The organism is Microbispora sp. NPDC046973, from assembly GCF_040644495.1.
GTDB lineage: Bacteria > Actinomycetota > Actinomycetes > Streptosporangiales > Streptosporangiaceae > Microbispora.
Window position 1 is genome coordinate 353,378 of record NZ_JBEYWQ010000002.1, and the last position, 16,443, is coordinate 369,820.

Consider the following 16,443-nt stretch of genomic DNA (forward strand, 5'->3'; position numbering starts at 1 on the left):
ACCACAGCGGAGCTGCCAGGAAACACCTCGATTAGGCCATAATGCAGTCGCGGAGCGGCACGGCCGAATCGGCCACCCGCAGGGGGTCGAGCCGCTGACCGCCCTCGATGATCTTGCGGCCCTGCACCACGTCGCGCGGCCTGTCGACGGTGAGCACCGCGGCGAGGCGGTCGTCCGCCGTCAGCCAGCACACCGCCCACTTCGCGTCCCTGCGCGGGTCGCCGCGCAGCACCATGCGGTCGCCGGCCTCCCGGTGACCCGCGAACTGCACCATGTGACCGAACTGCTCCGACCAGAAGTACGGCACGGGGTCGTAGACCGCCTCCTCGCCCAGCAGGGTGGCGGCGGCCGTGTCGGGAGCCTGGAGCGCGGTGTCCCAGTGCTCGACCCGCAGCCGGGCGCCGAACCTGCGCGACCACCAGCTCGCGCAGTCGCCCACCGCCACGACGTTGGGCAGCGACGTGCGCAGGTGCTCGTCGACCACCACCCCGTCGTCGACCCGGACCGCCGACCCCTTCAGCCAGTCGACCGCCGGGCGCACCCCGACGCCGGTGACGATCACATCGGCCGGCACCCGGGCGCCGGACATGAGCGTGAGGCCGTCGGGGTCCACGGTGCCGACCAACGCCCCGAGGCGCAGCTCGACGCCCGCCCGCGCGTACCAGTCGGTGGTGTGGCTGCCCACTTCGGGCCCGAGCGCCACGGCGAGCGGGGTCTCCCCCGCCTCCACCACGGTCACCGCGCAACCGGCCCTGGCCGCCGCGGTGGCGACCTCGGCGCCGATCCAGCCGGCCCCGACGACGGCCACGCGGGCGCCGGGGACCAGCCGCTCGCGCAGCGCGAGCGCGTCCTCGATCGTGCGCAGCACGTGCTGACGGCCCTCGCCGCGCAGGCGGATCGGCGTGGCGCCGGTGGCGATGACCAGGCCGTCGTACTCCAGCTCGCCCTCGGTCGTCTCCAGCACGCCCTCGCGCAGGCCCTTGGCCGCCGTGCCGAGGCACAGCCGTACGTCGAGGGCGTCGAGGTCGGAGTCGACCACGGTCGAGTCGGTCTCTCCGAGCAGCACCGCCTTCGACAGCGGCGGCCGGTCATAGGGGCGATGGTGTTCCTCGCCGATGAGCGTGATGCGTCCGGTGAACCCACGGAACCTCAACGCCTCGATGCTTCGCACGCCGGCCAGGCCGGCACCCACCACCACGACGTGATCCACAGCTTGACCATAGATTGTCAACGGGGGCCCTGGCCAACGGGCCCCCCATAACGAGTTGGGCAATTGCCGCGCACTTCCGCGGGGGCCCACGTTGTGAACCCCGCCGCGTCTCGTCCGGCGTTCTCACCGGAGCACGCGCAGCCGGATGTTCGTCGCGTGCGGCACGTGCGTGAGGCCGATCCGTTCGAGCCGGACCCGGGCGCCGCCGGGGCGGGACAACAGCCGGACGCCGTCGCCGAGCATGACCGGAGCCACGCACACGAGGATCTCGTCGATCAGGCCCGCGTCGAGGCACTGCGCGGCGACGTCGGCGCCGAGCACGTTGACGTACCTGTCCCCGGCGGCCGACGTGGCCGCCGCGACGGCCGCGCCGAGGTCGGTCACGAAGGTCACGCCGGGTACCGGCGCGGCCGGGACGTCGTGGGTGAGCACGAACTGCGGCCCGCTCCACGTGCCGCCGAACGCGCCCTCCTGCGGGGTGCCGCGATGCGGGTCGTCGCCGCGGAAGGTGCGGTTGCCCACGAGCAGCGCGCCGATCTCGCCGACGAGCCCGTCCACGGCCGGATTGGGTCCGAGGTGCTCGGTCAGCCAGGACATGTCGCCGCCCGGCCCGGCGATGAAGCCGTCCAGGGACATGGTGGCCGAATACAACATGGTGGCCATGAGGCACCTCCGTCGGGTCGGTGAACGCTCGTCCTCGTGTGACGGCGGACGGCCCCCGTCATCATCGGTCCGGCGATCGGCCGTTGTGAGCGGCGTACTACCCTTGTGTGCGTAAGACGCGCGGGAGCCCGGCGGACCGGGCTGAGAGGAGAGCGTGAGGCTCTCGACCGCCCCGACCTGATCCGGGTAATGCCGGCGAAGGGAGCGCTGTGTCCCGCACACCGCCATCCGGCGCCCAGTCCGGCGTGCAGTCCGGCGCACAGGCCGGCTACGACGTCGTGATCGTGGGCGGCGGGGTGGAGGGCCTGGCCGCGGCCTGGCGCACGGCGCGGCGGGGCCTGTCGGTGGCGGTGGTCGACCCCGCGCCCGGAGGCGGCGCCACCCACGCGTCGGCGGGGATGCTCGCACCGGTCAGCGAGGTGACCTACACGGAGGAGCCGCTGCTGCGGCTCGGCCTCGCGTCGCTGGCGGCCTGGCCGGCGTTCCGGGCGGAGCTGGAGGACGAGACCGGCGCCGACCTCGACTACCGCACCGAGGGCACGCTGGAGGTCGCCCGCGGCGCGGACGACATGGCCGTCCTCGACGACCTCGCGGCCTTCGAGCAGACGCTCGGCCTGCGGGTCGAGCGGCTCACCGGGCGCGAGTGCCGCTCCTTCGAGCCGATGCTCTCCCCCTCCGTACGCGGTGGGCTGCTGGCCCGCGACGACGCGTGGGTCAATCCCCGCAGGGTCGTGCGCGCCCTCCTCACGGCGTTCGAGAAGGCGGGCGGCACACTGGTGACCGAGCGCGTCGCCGGGATCGACTCCCGCGGGCCCGGCGCTCCGTGCGTGCGGCTGGAGTCGGGCGCCGCCGTCGCGGCCGGCCAGGTCGTCGTGGCGGCCGGGTCGTGGTCGGCGTCCCTGCTGCCCGGCCTGCCGGTACGCCCGGTCAAGGGCGAGATCCTCCGGCTGCGCGGGCCCCGGGGCTTCCTCACCCGGTGCGTCAGGGGGCTGGTGCACGGTTCCCCCGCCTACCTGGTCCCCCGGAGCGACGGAGAGATCACCCTGGGCGCGACGACGCAGGAGATGGGGTACGACGCACGGGTCACCGCCGGAGGCGTGTACGAGCTGCTGCGCGACGCCCGCGAACTGGTGCCCGGCATCACCGAGCTCGAACTGGCCGAGACGACGGCCGGCTTCCGCCCGGGCACGCCCGACAACCTGCCGCTCATCGGCCCCGCCGGGCCGCCCGGCGTGCTCGCGGCGACCGGGCACGGACGCAACGGGGTGCTGCTGTCCCCGATCACCGCCGACGCCGTCGCCGCGTTCCTCACCGGCGACGAGGTGCCCCCGGTCGCCAGGTTCTGCGATCCAGGGAGATTCAGCCAATGAAAGTCACGATCAACGGAGGCGCGGCCGAACTGCCGGACGGCGCCACGGTCGGCGACGCCGTACGGACCCTCACGCCCCTCACGTCCGGGGTCGCGGTGGCGGTGAACGGCGAGGTGGTGAGCCGGAGCGCCTGGGACTCCACGCCGGTCGCCGACGGCGACGGCGTCGAGGTGCTCACGGCCGTGCAGGGAGGGTGAGCATGACCGACGACGTCTTCGTGCTGGGCGGGGAGAAGTTCACCTCGCGGCTCATCATGGGCACCGGCGGCGCACCGTCTCTGGAGGTGCTGGACCAGGCGCTGGAGGCGTCCGGCACCGAGCTGACGACGGTCGCGATGCGCAGGCTCGACCCGGAGTCACGCGGCTCGGTGCTCGACGTGCTGCGCGCCCGCGGCATCAAGGTGCTGCCGAACACGGCGGGCTGCTTCACCGCGGGGGAGGCGGTGCTGACCGCCCGCCTGGCCCGCGAGGCGCTGGAGACCGACTGGGTCAAACTGGAGGTCATCGCGGACGAGCGGACCCTGCTGCCCGACCCGATCGAGACCTTCGACGCCGCCGAGCGGCTGGTCGCCGACGGTTTCGTGGTGCTGCCGTACATCGGCGACGACCCGGCGCTGGCCCGCAGGCTCCAGGACGCCGGGTGCGCCGCGGTGATGCCGCTCGGCGCCCCGATCGGCTCCGGTCTGGGCATCCGCAACCCGCACAGCATCGAGCTCATCGTCGAGGCCGCCACGGTGCCGGTGATCCTCGACGCCGGCGTCGGCACGGCGAGCGACGCCGCGCTGGCGATGGAGCTGGGCTGCGACGCCGTGCTGCTGGCGAGCGCCGTGACCCGGGCGCACCGGCCCGGACTGATGGCCGCGGCCATGCGGCAGGCGGTCACGGCCGGGCGGCTGGCCCGCCTGGCCGGGCGCATCCCCCGCCGCCGCTACGCCGAGGCGTCCTCCCCCGCCCGCCTGTCCTGAGTCCGCCACCGCCGCGGCCGGCCGTGCTCCCCGCCCCGTTCCCCTCGCCCGCCACCGCCGCGGCCGGCCCTCCTCCCCTCGCCCGCCCTCCCCTGGCCCGCCCGTCCCGAGACGTCTGCGCGGGCGAGCGGGGAGGCGCGCGATTCCCCGTCTGGTAAGCCCGGCTTTCGCAATCGGCACGGCTTTTCGGACGGCGCGGGAGGCTGCCGAATAGGTCTCGGTTTAGGATTCGGGAACACGCCGGGCGGCAAATCACCCGTAAACTCTGGCGAGTGGACACGACGCTAACCGACCCGCTCGTGGGGCAGTTGCTCGACGGGCGCTACCGCGTCGAGTCCCGGATCGCCCGGGGTGGCATGGCCTCCGTCTACCTGGCTCTGGACGTCCGGCTCGACCGCACGGTCGCCGTCAAGGTGATGCACCGCTCGCTGGCCGAGGACCCGCAGTTCGTGCGGCGGTTCATCGGCGAGGCCAAGTCGGTGGCCAGCCTCTCGCACCCCAACATCGTGCAGGTCTTCGACCAGGGCACCGACGGGGCGCACGTCTACCTGTCGATGGAGTACGTCCCCGGGCGGACGCTGCGCGACGTCCTTCGCAGGCGCGGCCGCCTCCCGGCCCGCGAGGCCCTGGAGATGGTCATCCCGGTGCTCGCCGCCCTCGGCGCGGCCCACCAGGCCGGGCTCATCCACCGCGACGTCAAGCCCGAGAACGTGCTGCTCGCCGACGACGGCCGGGTGAAGGTCGTGGACTTCGGCCTGGCCCGCGCGATCGAGGCGACCAACCAGACCAAGACCGGCATGATGATCGGCACGATCGGCTACATGTCGCCCGAGCAGGTCACGACCGGCACGGCCGACGCCCGCAGCGACGTGTACGCCGCCGGGATCATGCTGTTCGAGCTGCTCACCGGGCGGCAGCCGTACGCGGGCGAGACGCCGATGTCGATCGCCTACCGGCACGTGCACGAGACCGTCCCCGCGCCGTCCTCGATCGTGCCCGACATGCCGCCGCCGATCGACGCGCTCGTCGCCGCGGCCACCGACAAGGACCCCGCCGCGCGCCCGGCGGACGCGACCGCCATGCTCGTCGCCGCCGTCGAGATCCACCGTACGCTGCCGAAGACCGGGCACACCGGCGCGCACGCCGCCCCCCACGGGGCCTTCGACACCGGCGCCCACAGCGGCGTACGGACGGGCGCGCACCGCACCGTCCCGCCGGCCGGCGGGGCCTCGTCGTTCGGCACCGCGCAGCACGCGCTCGCGGAGCCCGGGTCGCCGCTCGGCCACACGATGATCCAGCCGCGCTCGGAACTGCTGACCGGCCCGGCCGAGAGCGAGCGGCGCCGGGGACGCAGGATCAGGCCCGTCTGGTTCGTGGCCGCGCTGGCCCTCGTCATGCTGGCGGGCGTCGCCTTCACCGGCTGGTGGTTCTCCCAGGGCCGCTACACGAAGGTCCCCGACCTGGTGAACAAGCCCGTCACGGTCGCCAGGCAGGTGGCGCAGCAGGCCGGTTTCGAGGTCCGGGTGGGCGAGGCGCGGTTCGACGACAAGGTGCCGAAGGGCGTCGTCCTCGACACCGAGCCGGGACTGGGCGCCGAGGTGATCAAGGGGTCGGTGCTCACCCTCATCCCGTCGGCCGGCCCGGAGACGATCCCCGTGCCGAAGGTCGAGGGTTCCAGCCTGACGGACGCCCGGGCGAAGATCGCCGAGGTCGGGCTGACCCCCGGGCGGGTGAGCAAGAGCGCCAGCGACACCGTCCCCCGCGACCAGGTCATCCGTACCAACCCGCCGGTGGGCAAGCGCGTCAAGAAGGGCAGCACGGTCAACTTCGTCGTCAGCGCCGGGCTGCTGATGCCGGACGTCACGCAGATGATGCGCGACCAGGCGGAGAAGTTCCTGCGTGAGAAGGGCTTCAACGTCCAGGTCGACGAGACCGCCGACGACGCCCCGCCGGGCACCGTGATCGCCCAGGACCCGCCCGGCGGCGCCGAGGTGGTGGCCGGGGCGACCGTCCACCTGACGGTTTCGCGCGGCCCGGACCAGGGCTTCCACTGGCCGTGGGAGACCAACCCCGCCGACCCCAACCAGAGCCCGGCCGCCGTCGTCAACGTGCCCGACGTACGCTTCAAGTTCGTGAAGGACGCGGTGAACGAGCTGAAGGCGGCCGGCTTCAAGGTCAACGTCCGCAGGCTGGCGGGCGTGGGCACCCAGCGCGTGATCGGCGAGAACCCGCTCGGCCAGCAGCCGGCGGGCACCACCATCACCATCTGGCACTGACGCCCGGACCGGCCGTCCGGGCGGCGGCGCCCGTCCGGTGCGATGGTGGTTGCGCGCCGGGACGCGCCCCCTGCGCCGTACGAGTCGCGCCGGCCGCCACCCCACGGGCGCCGCACGTGCGAACATGAGCCGGTGAGCGAGGCTCTGTGGCGACCTTCCGGCGTCGAACTCCTGGAGGCTCACCGGCTCCGCCTCGTCGAAGCCGCCGCGCCGCGGATCCCGCCCGAAGAGCAGGCGGCCATGAACCGCGTGTGGGATGAGGCGGTGCAGGCCAATCCGGCCCTCTTCGACGGACCGACCGTGTCGTGCACGGGGCTGGAACGGGATGACCCGGACGGCCTGGTGATCACGTGGGCACGGACGACCTTCCGGCTTCATGCCCTGCGCCGTGTCCCGGGCGCCACAGCGTGGCTGCCGTCCCTCTTCGTCAGCGTCGTGCAGCCGTCGGACGACGGACGCCTCCTGGTGGTGCGGATGTCGTCGTGGACGGCCGCTCCGGGGCAATGGCAGCTCCCGGGCGGATCCGCCGAACCTCCCGAGGACGGCGGGCTCCTCGACACGGCCGCGCTTCGCCGGCATGCCGCCCGGGAGCTGGCCGAGGAGATCGGCGTCGGCACGGCGCCCGGCGATCTGACATCGTGGCTGGTCACCCGGGGAGAGGACGGAAGCATCGGTGTCATGTTCCTCGCCCCGTCCCGGCCCGCGTCGTATCTGGACGAGCGATTCGCGGACCTCGTGGTCGCGGAGACGGCGCTGGGCCGCGATCCGGAACTGGACCTGATCGCCCTCGTCCACTCCCCCGCCGACCTCGCACGTCTCAGCGGGCCCCACGTCGACTACCTGGAACCGGTCGTCCGCAGGTACGCGGCGCGGCGGTCCTGATCGCCTCCGCACGCCGGCCTTACCGGGTCACCTTCGCGGCCACCGCCCCGCTCGCCGGCTCGTCCCCCGCCCGCACCACCCCCGGCGCGGCGCCCGGTCAGAAAGCTCAAGTCCGCCGTCAGGGCAGGGCTCAGGGGGTGAGGGTGCCGAGGAGGCGGAGGCGGGCGAGGCCGCCGTCGGGGTAGATGTCGAGCCGGGCGTGGGTGATCCTGCGGTCGTCGTCGAGACGGAAGCGGTGGCGGGTGTCGGGCTGCAGGCGTGTCCTCGGCAGCAGCGGGAACCAGGCGTCCTCGTCCTCCAGCGGCGCCCGGTCCGCGTCGGCGCCCTTCAGCGACGCCCAGCCGGGGGCGTTGAACACCAGGTTGGTCGTGTCGATCTCGGCGACGGCCACCCGGCCGGGCCCGGCCAGGGCGACGACGAGCCAGTCGTTGCCGCCGTCGCGGCGGCGGGCGGTCTCCCAGCCCTCGGCCTGGTTGCGGGCCAGGCCGGGCGCGAGGACGTTGTTCGGCGAGGAGTAGAACGCGTCGGAGCACGCCGTCACCAGGCCGCCGTTCTCCAGCGCGGCGAGGTCGACCGTCAGGCCCTCCAGGAACGCCGGGTCGGGCACGACCCGCCCGTGGACCCGCAGCCGCGCGACGCCGCCGTCGGGGAAGATGTTCAGCCGCACGTGGGTGAAGCGGCGGGCATCGGTCACGGCGAACTCGTGGACCGCGTCGCCCTTCAGCGGGCTCTTCGGCACGATCTCCACCCAGCCGTCCAACTCGTCCGGCGAGGGGTGGCCCTCGGCCGCGCACGCCTCGACCGACGCGTACGGCGGGTAGTTGCCGCGGAACCAGGCGGTGTCGACCACGACGCCCCTGATGATCCCCGGCAGGCCGAGCCGCACGACCGCCCAGTCGTGGCCGGGCTCGCGCCGCCGCCGGGTCTCCCAGCCGTCGTAGACCTGGCCCTTGGCCCCGAAGGTGTGCGGCCGGAACTCGGCCGGTCCCGGCCTGATCAGGGCCTCCCGTTCGGCGAACGACTCGTCGTTGGCGGCCACGACCGACCCGCCGTACGTGCGCAGGGCGAGGTCGGGCAGGCGGATGAAGTCGTTCACCGAGTTCCCCTCCTCAGCAGCCGCCCACGGGGAGTGGCGAGGTCCACGGGCGTGCCGCGCAGCCAGGTGGTGCGCACCACGCCCGTCAGCCGCGCGCCGTGGTAGGGGGACACGGGGTTGCGGTGGTGCAGCGCCGTGACGTCCACCGTGAACTCGGCGTCGGGGTCGAAGGCGACGAGGTCCGCGTCGTTGCCCTCCCGGATCGCCCCCTTGCGGGGCAGGCCCGCCAGGCGGGCCGGTCCCTCGGCCATCCAGCGCGCCACGTCGGCCAGGCCGTGGCCGCGGGCGCGCGCGGCGGTCCACACCACGGGCAGGCCGACCTGGAGCGAGGAGATGCCGCCCCAGGCGGCGGCGAAGTCGGGCACCTTGAGGTCGGGCGTCGACGGGGAGTGGTCGGAGACGATCCCCATGAGCACGCCGTCGGCGAGCGCCTGCCACAGCGCGTCGCGGTTGGCGGCCTCCCGGATGGGCGGGCAGCACTTGTAGGCGGGCCCGGTCACCTGCTCGGCCGTCAGGGTCAGGTAGTGGGGGCAGGTCTCGGCGGTGACGCGCACCCCCGCCGCCCGCGCGGCGCGCAGCGGTCCGACGCAGGCGGCGGCCGACACGTGCACGATGTGGGCCCGCGCGCCCGTCTCCGCCGCGAGGGCGATCACCTGCTCGACGGCCCGCCGCTCGGCCTCCTGGGGACGTGACCGCAGGAAGTCGTCGTACGCCGGGCCGCCGGGCTCGGACAGCAGCCCGGGGTCCTCGGCGTGCGCGATCAGCAGGCCGTCGAAGGCCGCCACCTCCGCCAGCGCGGCCCGCAGCCCGTCGCGGTCGAGCGCGGGGAACTCGTCCACGCCCGACGGGGACAGGAAGCACTTGACGCCCATCACCCCGGCCTCGTGCAGGGGCCGCAGATCGGCGAGGTTGCCGGGGATCGCGCCGCCCCAGAAGCCGACGTCCACGTGACACCGGCCCTCGGCGGCCTTCCGCTTGACCTCCAGCGCCGCCACGTCCACCGTCGGAGGCAGCGAGTTGAGCGGCATGTCCACGATCGTGGTCACGCCCCCGGCCGCCGCCGCCCTGGTGGCGGTCGCGAAGCCCTCCCAGTGCGTACGACCGGGCTCGTTGACGTGCACGTGGGAGTCGACCAGCCCGGGCAGCAGCGGCAGGTCGCCGAGGTCGGCCGACTCCCGCGCCGCGACCGTCTCCTCGTAGGGGCGCAGGGCCGCGATCAGGCCGCCGCGCACGGCGACCGCGACCGGACGCTCCCCCTCCGGGGTCACGGTCCGCCGGGACCTCACCACCAGGTCGTACGGTTCTCCCACGCGCCGCTCCTCATGTCATGAGATGTCCGGCGGCGATCCGCGCCGCCAGCCGTTCCAGCAGCGGCCCGGCCTCGGCCATGCACCGCCGCACGTCGGGTTCGACGTCGGTCAGCGCGTACGCCGCCTCGATCCCGGCCGCCCTCAGCTCGTCGTCGCCGACGGTGCGCCTCCCGCAGACGGCCACGACCGGCACGCCGTGCTTGGCCGCGGCGGCGGCGACGCCCACCGGGGCCTTGCCGCGCAGGGTCTGCTCGTCGATCGAGCCCTCGCCCGTGATCACCAGCCGGGCACCCTCCACGTGGCGGTCGAACTCCACGAGGTCGAGCAGGTAGCCGATGCCCGGCCGGATCTCGGCGCCGAGGAACGTCAGCGCGCCGAAGCCCACCCCGCCCGCGGCTCCTGCCCCCGGCCGCCCGGCCACGCCCATGGCGCGCACGACGCCGTCGTGCTCGGCGGCGCCGGCCAGGCCGTGGGTGTGCGCGGCGACGGCCGCCAGCCGGGCCAGCCCTGCCTCCAGCACCGCCACGTCCTGCGGGCTCGCGCCCTTCTGCGGGCCGTAGACCGCCGCCGCGCCGTACGGCCCGAGCAGCGGGTTGTCCACGTCGCTCGCCACGATCACCTCGAACCCGCGCAGCAGGCCGGAGGCGTCGATCGCATGCAGGTCGCGCAGCGCGGCCCCGCCCGCCGGCAGGTCGTCGCCGGCCGCGTCGAGCAGCCGCACGCCGAGGGCCTGGGCCATCCCCGCGCCGCCGTCGGTGCAGGCGCTGCCGCCGAGGCCGAGCACGATCCGCGTCGCGCCGTGCCGTACGGCGTGGGCGATCAGCTCGCCGGTGCCGCGGCTGGTGGCGGTCAGCGGCACGGGGTCGCCCGGCAGCCGGCGCAGGCCCGACGCCTCGGCCAGTTCGATCACGGCGACCCGCGCGCCGGGCTCGCTCCGCACGGCGTAGCTCGCGGTGACCGGATCGCCGGCCGGCCCGGTCACCTCCGTCTCGACCCGGGTGAATCCGCTCGCCACGACCGCGTCCACGGTGCCGTCGCCCCCGTCGGCCACCGGCAGCTCGACGACGGGGACGTCCCCCAACCCGGCGGCCACGTGCGCGGCCACCTCGGGCGAGGTGAGGGATCCGCGGAACTTGTCCGGCGCGATGACGACGTGTCCTGTCATGGTGTGGCTCACCTGTGGCCCTTCGATCGTGTCCGGGAACGCCTCAGACATGATCCATGGTGGTCAGCCTGCGATGCGCGTCGGCCCCGGCCCGCGCGGCCTCCTGCTCCGAGACGGTGCGCAGTTCGCCGTCGTCCACGACGGTCCGGCCGCCCACGAGCAGGCGGGCGAGCGGCGGGGTCGCGCCGTACGCGAACGCGACGACGGGATCGTCGATCGCGGCGTGGAAGCCGCCGAGCCGCCACAGCGCCACGTCGGCGACCTTGCCGGGCTCCAGTGAGCCGATCTCGGCCTCCCTGCCGAGACAGCGGGCGCCGCCGAGCGTGGCCATCTCCAGGGCCTGGCGGGCGGTCAGCGCGCGCGGGCCGTACCGGGCCCGCTGCGTGAGCACGGCCATGCGGATCTCCCCGGCCAGCGGGGTCATCTCGCTGGAGGCCGCGCCGTCGACGCCGAGCCCGACCGGCGCGCCCGCGGCCAGCAGGTCGCAGATCCGGGCGATGCCCGCCCCGAGACGGCCGTTGGACGACGGGCAGTGGGCCGTGCCCGTGCCGGTCTCGGCGAAGCGTCGCACGTCCTTGTCGGTCAGGTGGACGCAGTGGGCCAGCCACACGTCGGGGCCCAGCCAGCCGAGGTCGTCGAGGTATTCAACAGGCAGCACGCCGAACTGCTCCCTGCAGTGCTCGTCCTCGTCGGCCGTCTCCGCCACGTGCGTGTGCAGCCGTACGCCGTGGGAGCGGGCGAGGTCGGCCGAGCGGGTCATGAGTTCGCCGCTGACCGAGAACGGCGAGCAGGGGGCGACCGCGACGCGCAGCATCGACCCGAACGACGGATCGTGATATTTCCGGATCGCCTCGTCGGTGGCCCGGAGGATCTCGTCGATGTCCTCCACGACCTCGTCCGGCGGCAGGCCTCCTCCGGAGGCGCCCCGGTCCATCGAGCCCCGGCAGGGATGGAAACGCAGCCCGACCCGCCGCGCGGCCTCGATCTCCGCCTCGAAGAGGTCTCCCCTGCCCTTGGGGAAGATGTAGTGATGGTCGGTCGAGGTCGTGCAGCCCGACAGGGCGAGCCAGGCCAGCCCCGCCGTCGCGGCGCCCGACACCACCTCGGCGTCCATCCGCGCCCACAGCCGGTAGCTCGCCACCAGCCACTCGAACAGCGTGCCGTCCGGTGTCACTCCCTGCGACGCCCACTGGTAGAGGTGGTGGTGGGTGTTGACCAGGCCGGGAGTGGCCAGGCAGCCGGAGCCGTCGACGCGTTCCGCGCCTTCCGGCACGGCCGGCGCCGGGCCGGGGCCGGCCGCCGTGATCAGGCCGTCCTCGACGACGACGTGACCGGACGGGATCTCCTCCCCGGCGACGGGGACGATGTAGGCGTTCTCGATGACCACAGGACGCGGGCGTTCAGGCAACGGGACCCCCGGGGCGGGCGATGGCGGGATCGTGGCGCGTCATGAGCGGGAACCGTGTGCCGTACCGGCACGGCGGGCGGCGGCCAGGCGGACCGCGTCGAGGATCTTCTCGTATCCGGTGCAGCGGCAGAGGTTGCCGGCCAGGGCCTCCCGGATGTCGGCGTCCGGCGGCACCCCGTCGGCGCCCGCGAGCAGCGCGTGGGCCTGGACGACGAGACCGGGCGTGCAGAAGCCGCACTGCACGGCCCCCGCGTCCACGAAGGCGCGCTGCACCTCGTTCAGCCCGGCGTCCGGCCCCCCGCCGGGGGTCGCGAGGCCCTCGACCGTCACCACCTCGCGTCCCTCCGCCTGACCCGCGGCGACCAGGCACGCGCAGACCGGGGTGCCGTCGAGGTAGACCGTGCAGGAGCCGCACTCGCCCTGCTCGCAGGCGTTCTTGGCACCCGGCAGGCCGAGCCGCTCGCGCAGGACGTACAGCAGGCTCTCGCCCTCCCACACGTCGTCGGCCGTCATCTGGCGGCCGTTCACCGTGAGGTTCACCCTCATGCGCTCCCCCTGCGGTCGCCTGCTCTGAAGTCGTCCCATGCCCAGCCGAGCGCGCGGCGCGCCATCACGGCCAGCGCGTGCGTGCGGTAGGCGGCGCGGCCGCGCACGTCGTCGATCGGCGCGGCGGAGGCGGCCACGAGTTCGCCGAAGCGGCGGGCCGTCGCGGGGTCGAGCGGGCCGCGGCCGTCCCAGTCCAGTTCCCCGGACGCGAAGTCCTCGGCCTGCGGGGCGTGGCGGGGGGTCGGCGCGGCCGAGCCGATGCCGGTGCCCACCCGCCGCTCTGCCGTCTTGATCGCCACCGCGAACGAGCACACCGCGATCACCATGGCGTTCCTGGTGCCGATCTTGGAGAAGTACTGCGGTCCTGTGGCGGCCGGGACGCGCACGGCGCGGATCAGCTCGTCGGGGGCGAGCGCGTTGCGCTTCACTCCGGTGTAGAACTCCCCGATCGGGATCAGCCGGGCGCCGCGCACCGACTCCGCCTCGACGACCGCGCCGCAGGCCAGCAGCGGCGGATGGCTGTCGCCCGCGGGCGAGGCGGCGCCGAGGTTGCCCGCGACCGTGCCCCGGTTGCGGATCTGCGGCGACCCGACCGTGCGGGACGCCTGGGCCAGGCCGGGCAGATCGGTCCCGAGCTCGGCGATCAGCCGGGAGTAGGTCACGCCCGCGCCCACACGGATCTCGCCGCCCTCCCGCGACCACTCCCCGAGCTCGGGGATCGGCGTGAGGTCGAGCAGGGCGGCCGGGCGTCCCTTGTCGAGGTTGATCTCCACCATGACGTCGGTGCCGCCCTGGATCGGCGTGGCCTCGGGCCGCCCGGCCTTCAGGGCCAGGGCGTCCGTCCAGGTCAGCGGTCGCAGGAAGTCCATCGGCTACTCCCAGGCCGGGCCGGCGGCGGGCGCGTCCTCGCGCAGCACCGTGCCCTCGATCAGCCCGTACGGCCGGTCGGCGGCGAAGTAGACCTCGCCGTCGTTGTCCAGCCCGAAGGGCGCGAGATCCACCAGGAAGTGGTGCTTGTTCGGCAGCGACAGCCGCACCTCGCAGACCCCCGGGCACTCGGCCAGCACCCGGGTGCCCATGGCGTACAGCGTCTGCTGCAGGGACAGGCTGTAGGTGTCGGCGAAGGCCGCGAGCAGGGCGCCCCGCGCGTTCTCGTAGGTCTTGTCCCAGTCCTGTGTCACGTCCTGGGAGGCGTCCGCGTGCCGCCACGCCGCGTCCACGGCGGTGGCGAGGACGCGGTCGCGGGTCTCCGGCAGCGTCGTGTACTCGTCGGTGGCGAAGCCCCAGAACTCGGAGTTGGTCGTGTTGAGCACGACGAGGTCGCGCAGCCCGGAGACCACCCACGACCGCGCACCGTCGTAGTGGGCCACGCAGGTGCGGGCCTCCCGGCCCGAGCGCACGAACGAGTGCCCGAACGAGCCGTTGCGCTCCCAGACGAGCTCCTCGACGGCCACCCGCGCGTGGCGGATCGCGGCCTGGGAGTCCGCGAAATGACGCGCGAGCAGCAGCGCGAAGTCCTCGATCGCCCCGACGCCGTGTTTCTTGGCGAAAGCGAAGACCGTGTTCTTCTGCGTGTCGGTGGGCAGGACGGCCGAGTTGTCCCCGCTCAGGTGCACCTCGGTCATGTCGCCCGACAGCGACGTGCTGACCGTGAGGTCCTTGATCCGGTGGGCGTCGCCGTGCCGGGTCACCCGCACGACCCTCGTCTCGGCCTTGCCATACCTGTTGGGCCCCAGAACGGCCACGTCAGCTCCCCCGGTAGGTCGAGTAGGCGAACGGGCTCAGCAACAGCGGCACGTGGTAGTGCCCGCCGGCCTCCCGGATGGCGAACACGACGCTCACCTCGGGGAAGAACGCCTCGTCCCCCAGGTAGGCGCCGGTGTCGAACACGAGCCGGTAGGTCCCCGGGCGCGGATCCGCGGCCGGGTCCCACTCCCGGCCCAGCGGGGTCCACTCCCGGATGCGGCCGTCGCCGTCGGTGCGGCCCTCCGCCACCGGCACGAAGCCGTGCGCGGCGCGCCGCGACAGCCGTACGAACAGGTCCTTGGCCGGCCGCCCGGCGGCGGTGTCGAGCACGTGCGTCGAAAGGCTCACCGGCCCTCCCAGAGCTTGGCCAGCCGCAGCGCGACGATCTTCGACAGCTCGTCTCTCACGACCTTGCGCTCGGTCTCCTCGTCGTTGCCGAGCCGGTCGCGCAGCAGCGCCAGCAGGTCGCCGGCCTCCCGGCCCGTCGCGCAGACCAGGTAGACGTGACCGAACCGGCTCTCGTAGGCGGCGTTGCCCTCGCGGAGCGCGCCGAGCACCTCCCGGCCGGCGTCAGCGGTCCCGGACTGCTCGGACCGCGACCACGCGGCCTCGCGTCCCGCGCCGTCGGGCCGCTCACCGATCCGCGGGTGCGCCGCCAGCGCCTCCAGCACGTCGTCCCAGGTCAGATCCGCGATAGCCGCCTCGCTCGCACGGCGGAGCCCGTCGAGGTCCCGGTGCGGCCCGCGCGCGACGACCGCCTCCACCCACCTGGCGGAGGCGCAGCAGGACCGCAGGTCCTCCCGGCTGAGTTCGCGCATGCCCGTCAGTCAACCGCCGGGCCCGGGGCGATTCCAGCGGCGCGAAGTCCGAACCGGACGCCCTGCTCCGGGGGCCGCTTTGTACGTTGTGACAAAGGGGGCGGCACCAGCCTGCGCCAACGTCCTGTGCCAATACTCTGGGGGGCACCATGACTTCTTCCAATCTCATCGGCGGGCACGTCTTCGTCGCCGGCGGCCTCGCCAAGGGCGGGCTGAAGTACGCCGCCGACATCGGCGCGGAGATGATCCAGGTCTTCGTCACCAACCCGCGGGGCTGGGCGCTCAGCGAGGGGAACCCCGCCGAGGACGCCAAGCTCCGCGAGTCGGGCGTACCGGTCTTCCTGCACGCCGCCTATCTCGTGAACTGCGGGTCGCCGACGGCGGAGACCCTGGAGAACTCGATCGCGGTCATCCGCCACACCCTGCGCAGGGGCGTCGAGACCGGCGCGCTCGGCGTGGTCGTCCACACCGGCTCGGCCGTGAGCCAGCCGCGCGAGGCCGCGATGCGCCAGATCCACGAGCGCCTGCTGCCGGTGCTGGACGAGCTTCCCGACGACGGCCCCGACCTGCTGCTCGAGCCGATGGCGGGCCAGGGCCAGATGCTGTGCGCGACCGTCCAGGACCTCGGCCCCTACCTGGAGGCCCTCGACCACCACCCCAAGGTCGGCGTGTGCCTCGACACCTGCCACGCCTTCGCCGCCGGGCACGACCTGGCCGCTCCGGGCGGGGTGAAGGAGATGATGGACGCGCTGAACGACGTCGCCCCCGGCCGGCTCAAGCTGATCCACGCCAACGACTCGAAGGACCCCTGCGGCTCCAAGCGGGACCGGCACGAGAACATCGGGGCCGGGTACATCGGCGCGCAGGCGTTCGGCGAGCTGATGCGCCACCCCACGGCCGCCGGGGTGCCCGTCTGCATCGAGACGCCCGGCAAGGTGGAGAAACACCGCGAGGACATCGAACTGCTCAAGAAGCTGCGCGGCGACTGA

General features: G+C 74.0%; 17 protein-coding genes and 1 riboswitch. Of the genes, 6 read left to right on the forward strand and 11 right to left on the reverse strand.

Features of this window, described 5'->3' with window-relative positions; translation table 11 throughout:
• Positions 1-31: 31 nt before the first annotated feature.
• Together ABZ860_RS05690 and ABZ860_RS05695 are read right to left on the reverse strand one after the other, a co-directional pair.
• Positions 32-1,210 (reverse strand): FAD-dependent oxidoreductase, encoded by a 1,179-nt coding sequence (locus ABZ860_RS05690; RefSeq protein WP_357215556.1) that lies wholly within the window; start codon positions 1,208-1,210, stop codon positions 32-34.
• Between the two features lie 123 nt (positions 1,211-1,333).
• A complete protein-coding gene (locus ABZ860_RS05695) occupies positions 1,334-1,873 on the reverse strand; it encodes a dihydrofolate reductase family protein (RefSeq protein WP_357215559.1) in 540 nt (179 codons plus the stop codon).
• A gap of 110 nt (positions 1,874-1,983) precedes the next feature.
• Positions 1,984-2,094: riboswitch (TPP riboswitch) on the forward strand.
• Between ABZ860_RS05695 and thiO the strand changes: the two genes are divergently transcribed.
• From thiO to ABZ860_RS05720, 5 genes are all read left to right on the forward strand, one after another.
• A complete protein-coding gene (gene thiO / locus ABZ860_RS05700; protein WP_357215562.1) occupies positions 2,083-3,243 on the forward strand; it encodes a glycine oxidase ThiO in 1,161 nt (386 codons plus the stop codon). Its footprint overlaps the riboswitch before it by 12 nt.
• Positions 3,240-3,440, forward strand: coding sequence for a sulfur carrier protein ThiS (gene thiS / locus ABZ860_RS05705; protein WP_357215564.1), 201 nt, complete (start codon positions 3,240-3,242; stop codon positions 3,438-3,440). Before thiO ends, thiS begins: the two co-directional genes overlap by 4 nt.
• Positions 3,441-3,442: 2 nt before the next feature.
• A complete protein-coding gene (locus tag ABZ860_RS05710; RefSeq protein ID WP_357215567.1) occupies positions 3,443-4,207 on the forward strand; it encodes a thiazole synthase in 765 nt (254 codons plus the stop codon).
• 272 nt (positions 4,208-4,479) lie between these two features.
• Positions 4,480-6,483 (forward strand): Stk1 family PASTA domain-containing Ser/Thr kinase, encoded by a 2,004-nt coding sequence (gene pknB, locus ABZ860_RS05715; protein WP_357215570.1) that lies wholly within the window; start codon positions 4,480-4,482, stop codon positions 6,481-6,483.
• Positions 6,484-6,615: 132 nt separating this feature from the next.
• Positions 6,616-7,365 carry an NUDIX domain-containing protein gene (locus ABZ860_RS05720; protein ID WP_357215572.1) on the forward strand — a complete coding sequence of 250 codons (750 nt, stop codon included), beginning with the start codon at positions 6,616-6,618 and terminating at the stop codon, positions 7,363-7,365.
• A gap of 130 nt (positions 7,366-7,495) precedes the next feature.
• Here ABZ860_RS05720 and alc read toward each other — a convergent pair whose 3' ends face one another.
• Genes alc through uraD form a run of 9 tightly spaced genes read right to left on the reverse strand, consistent with a single transcriptional unit; the run spans position 7,496 to position 15,454 of the window.
• Positions 7,496-8,461, reverse strand: a complete 966-nt coding sequence (gene alc / locus ABZ860_RS05725; protein WP_357215574.1) for an allantoicase — start codon at positions 8,459-8,461, stop codon at positions 7,496-7,498.
• Positions 8,458-9,771 (reverse strand): allantoinase AllB, encoded by a 1,314-nt coding sequence (allB, locus tag ABZ860_RS05730; RefSeq protein WP_357215577.1) that lies wholly within the window; start codon positions 9,769-9,771, stop codon positions 8,458-8,460. Before allB ends, alc begins: the two co-directional genes overlap by 4 nt.
• Positions 9,772-9,781: 10 nt before the next feature.
• The gene (locus ABZ860_RS05735) at positions 9,782-10,936 is read right to left on the reverse strand and encodes a glycerate kinase (protein WP_357215580.1); all 1,155 of its coding nucleotides are present in this window, start codon (positions 10,934-10,936) and stop codon (positions 9,782-9,784) included.
• 43 nt (positions 10,937-10,979) lie between these two features.
• Positions 10,980-12,344 (reverse strand): 8-oxoguanine deaminase, encoded by a 1,365-nt coding sequence (locus tag ABZ860_RS05740; RefSeq protein WP_357215583.1) that lies wholly within the window; start codon positions 12,342-12,344, stop codon positions 10,980-10,982.
• A gap of 39 nt (positions 12,345-12,383) precedes the next feature.
• Positions 12,384-12,890 (reverse strand): (2Fe-2S)-binding protein, encoded by a 507-nt coding sequence (locus ABZ860_RS05745; protein ID WP_357215586.1) that lies wholly within the window; start codon positions 12,888-12,890, stop codon positions 12,384-12,386.
• Positions 12,887-13,759, reverse strand: coding sequence for an FAD binding domain-containing protein (locus ABZ860_RS05750; protein WP_357215589.1), 873 nt, complete (start codon positions 13,757-13,759; stop codon positions 12,887-12,889). The genes ABZ860_RS05745 and ABZ860_RS05750 overlap by 4 nt, the downstream gene beginning before the upstream one ends.
• Before the next feature lie 3 nt (positions 13,760-13,762).
• Positions 13,763-14,635, reverse strand: coding sequence for a factor-independent urate hydroxylase (gene pucL, locus ABZ860_RS05755; RefSeq protein ID WP_357215592.1), 873 nt, complete (start codon positions 14,633-14,635; stop codon positions 13,763-13,765).
• A gap of 1 nt (position 14,636) precedes the next feature.
• Positions 14,637-14,984, reverse strand: coding sequence for a hydroxyisourate hydrolase (gene uraH / locus ABZ860_RS05760; RefSeq protein WP_357215595.1), 348 nt, complete (start codon positions 14,982-14,984; stop codon positions 14,637-14,639).
• Positions 14,981-15,454 (reverse strand): 2-oxo-4-hydroxy-4-carboxy-5-ureidoimidazoline decarboxylase, encoded by a 474-nt coding sequence (gene uraD, locus ABZ860_RS05765; RefSeq protein ID WP_357215597.1) that lies wholly within the window; start codon positions 15,452-15,454, stop codon positions 14,981-14,983. Before uraD ends, uraH begins: the two co-directional genes overlap by 4 nt.
• A 149-nt stretch (positions 15,455-15,603) precedes the next feature.
• On the opposite strand from uraD, the gene ABZ860_RS05770 reads away from it, so the two are divergent.
• Positions 15,604-16,443, forward strand: coding sequence for a deoxyribonuclease IV (locus ABZ860_RS05770; protein ID WP_357215599.1), 840 nt, complete (start codon positions 15,604-15,606; stop codon positions 16,441-16,443).

Bases quoted from the DNA above. Each gene is read 5' to 3' on its own strand.
- ABZ860_RS05695 (WP_357215559.1), bottom strand. From the start codon at position 1,873: ATGGCCACCATGTTGTATTCGGCCACCATGTCCCTGGACGGCTTCATC.
- thiS (WP_357215564.1), top strand. From the start codon at position 3,240: ATGAAAGTCACGATCAACGGAGGCGCGGCCGAACTGCCGGACGGCGCC.
- ABZ860_RS05710 (WP_357215567.1), top strand. From the start codon at position 3,443: ATGACCGACGACGTCTTCGTGCTGGGCGGGGAGAAGTTCACCTCGCGG.
- ABZ860_RS05735 (WP_357215580.1), bottom strand. From the start codon at position 10,936: ATGACAGGACACGTCGTCATCGCGCCGGACAAGTTCCGCGGATCCCTC.
- ABZ860_RS05745 (WP_357215586.1), bottom strand. From the start codon at position 12,890: ATGAGGGTGAACCTCACGGTGAACGGCCGCCAGATGACGGCCGACGAC.
- ABZ860_RS05750 (WP_357215589.1), bottom strand. From the start codon at position 13,759: ATGGACTTCCTGCGACCGCTGACCTGGACGGACGCCCTGGCCCTGAAG.
- uraD (WP_357215597.1), bottom strand. From the start codon at position 15,454: ATGCGCGAACTCAGCCGGGAGGACCTGCGGTCCTGCTGCGCCTCCGCC.
- ABZ860_RS05770 (WP_357215599.1), top strand. From the start codon at position 15,604: ATGACTTCTTCCAATCTCATCGGCGGGCACGTCTTCGTCGCCGGCGGC.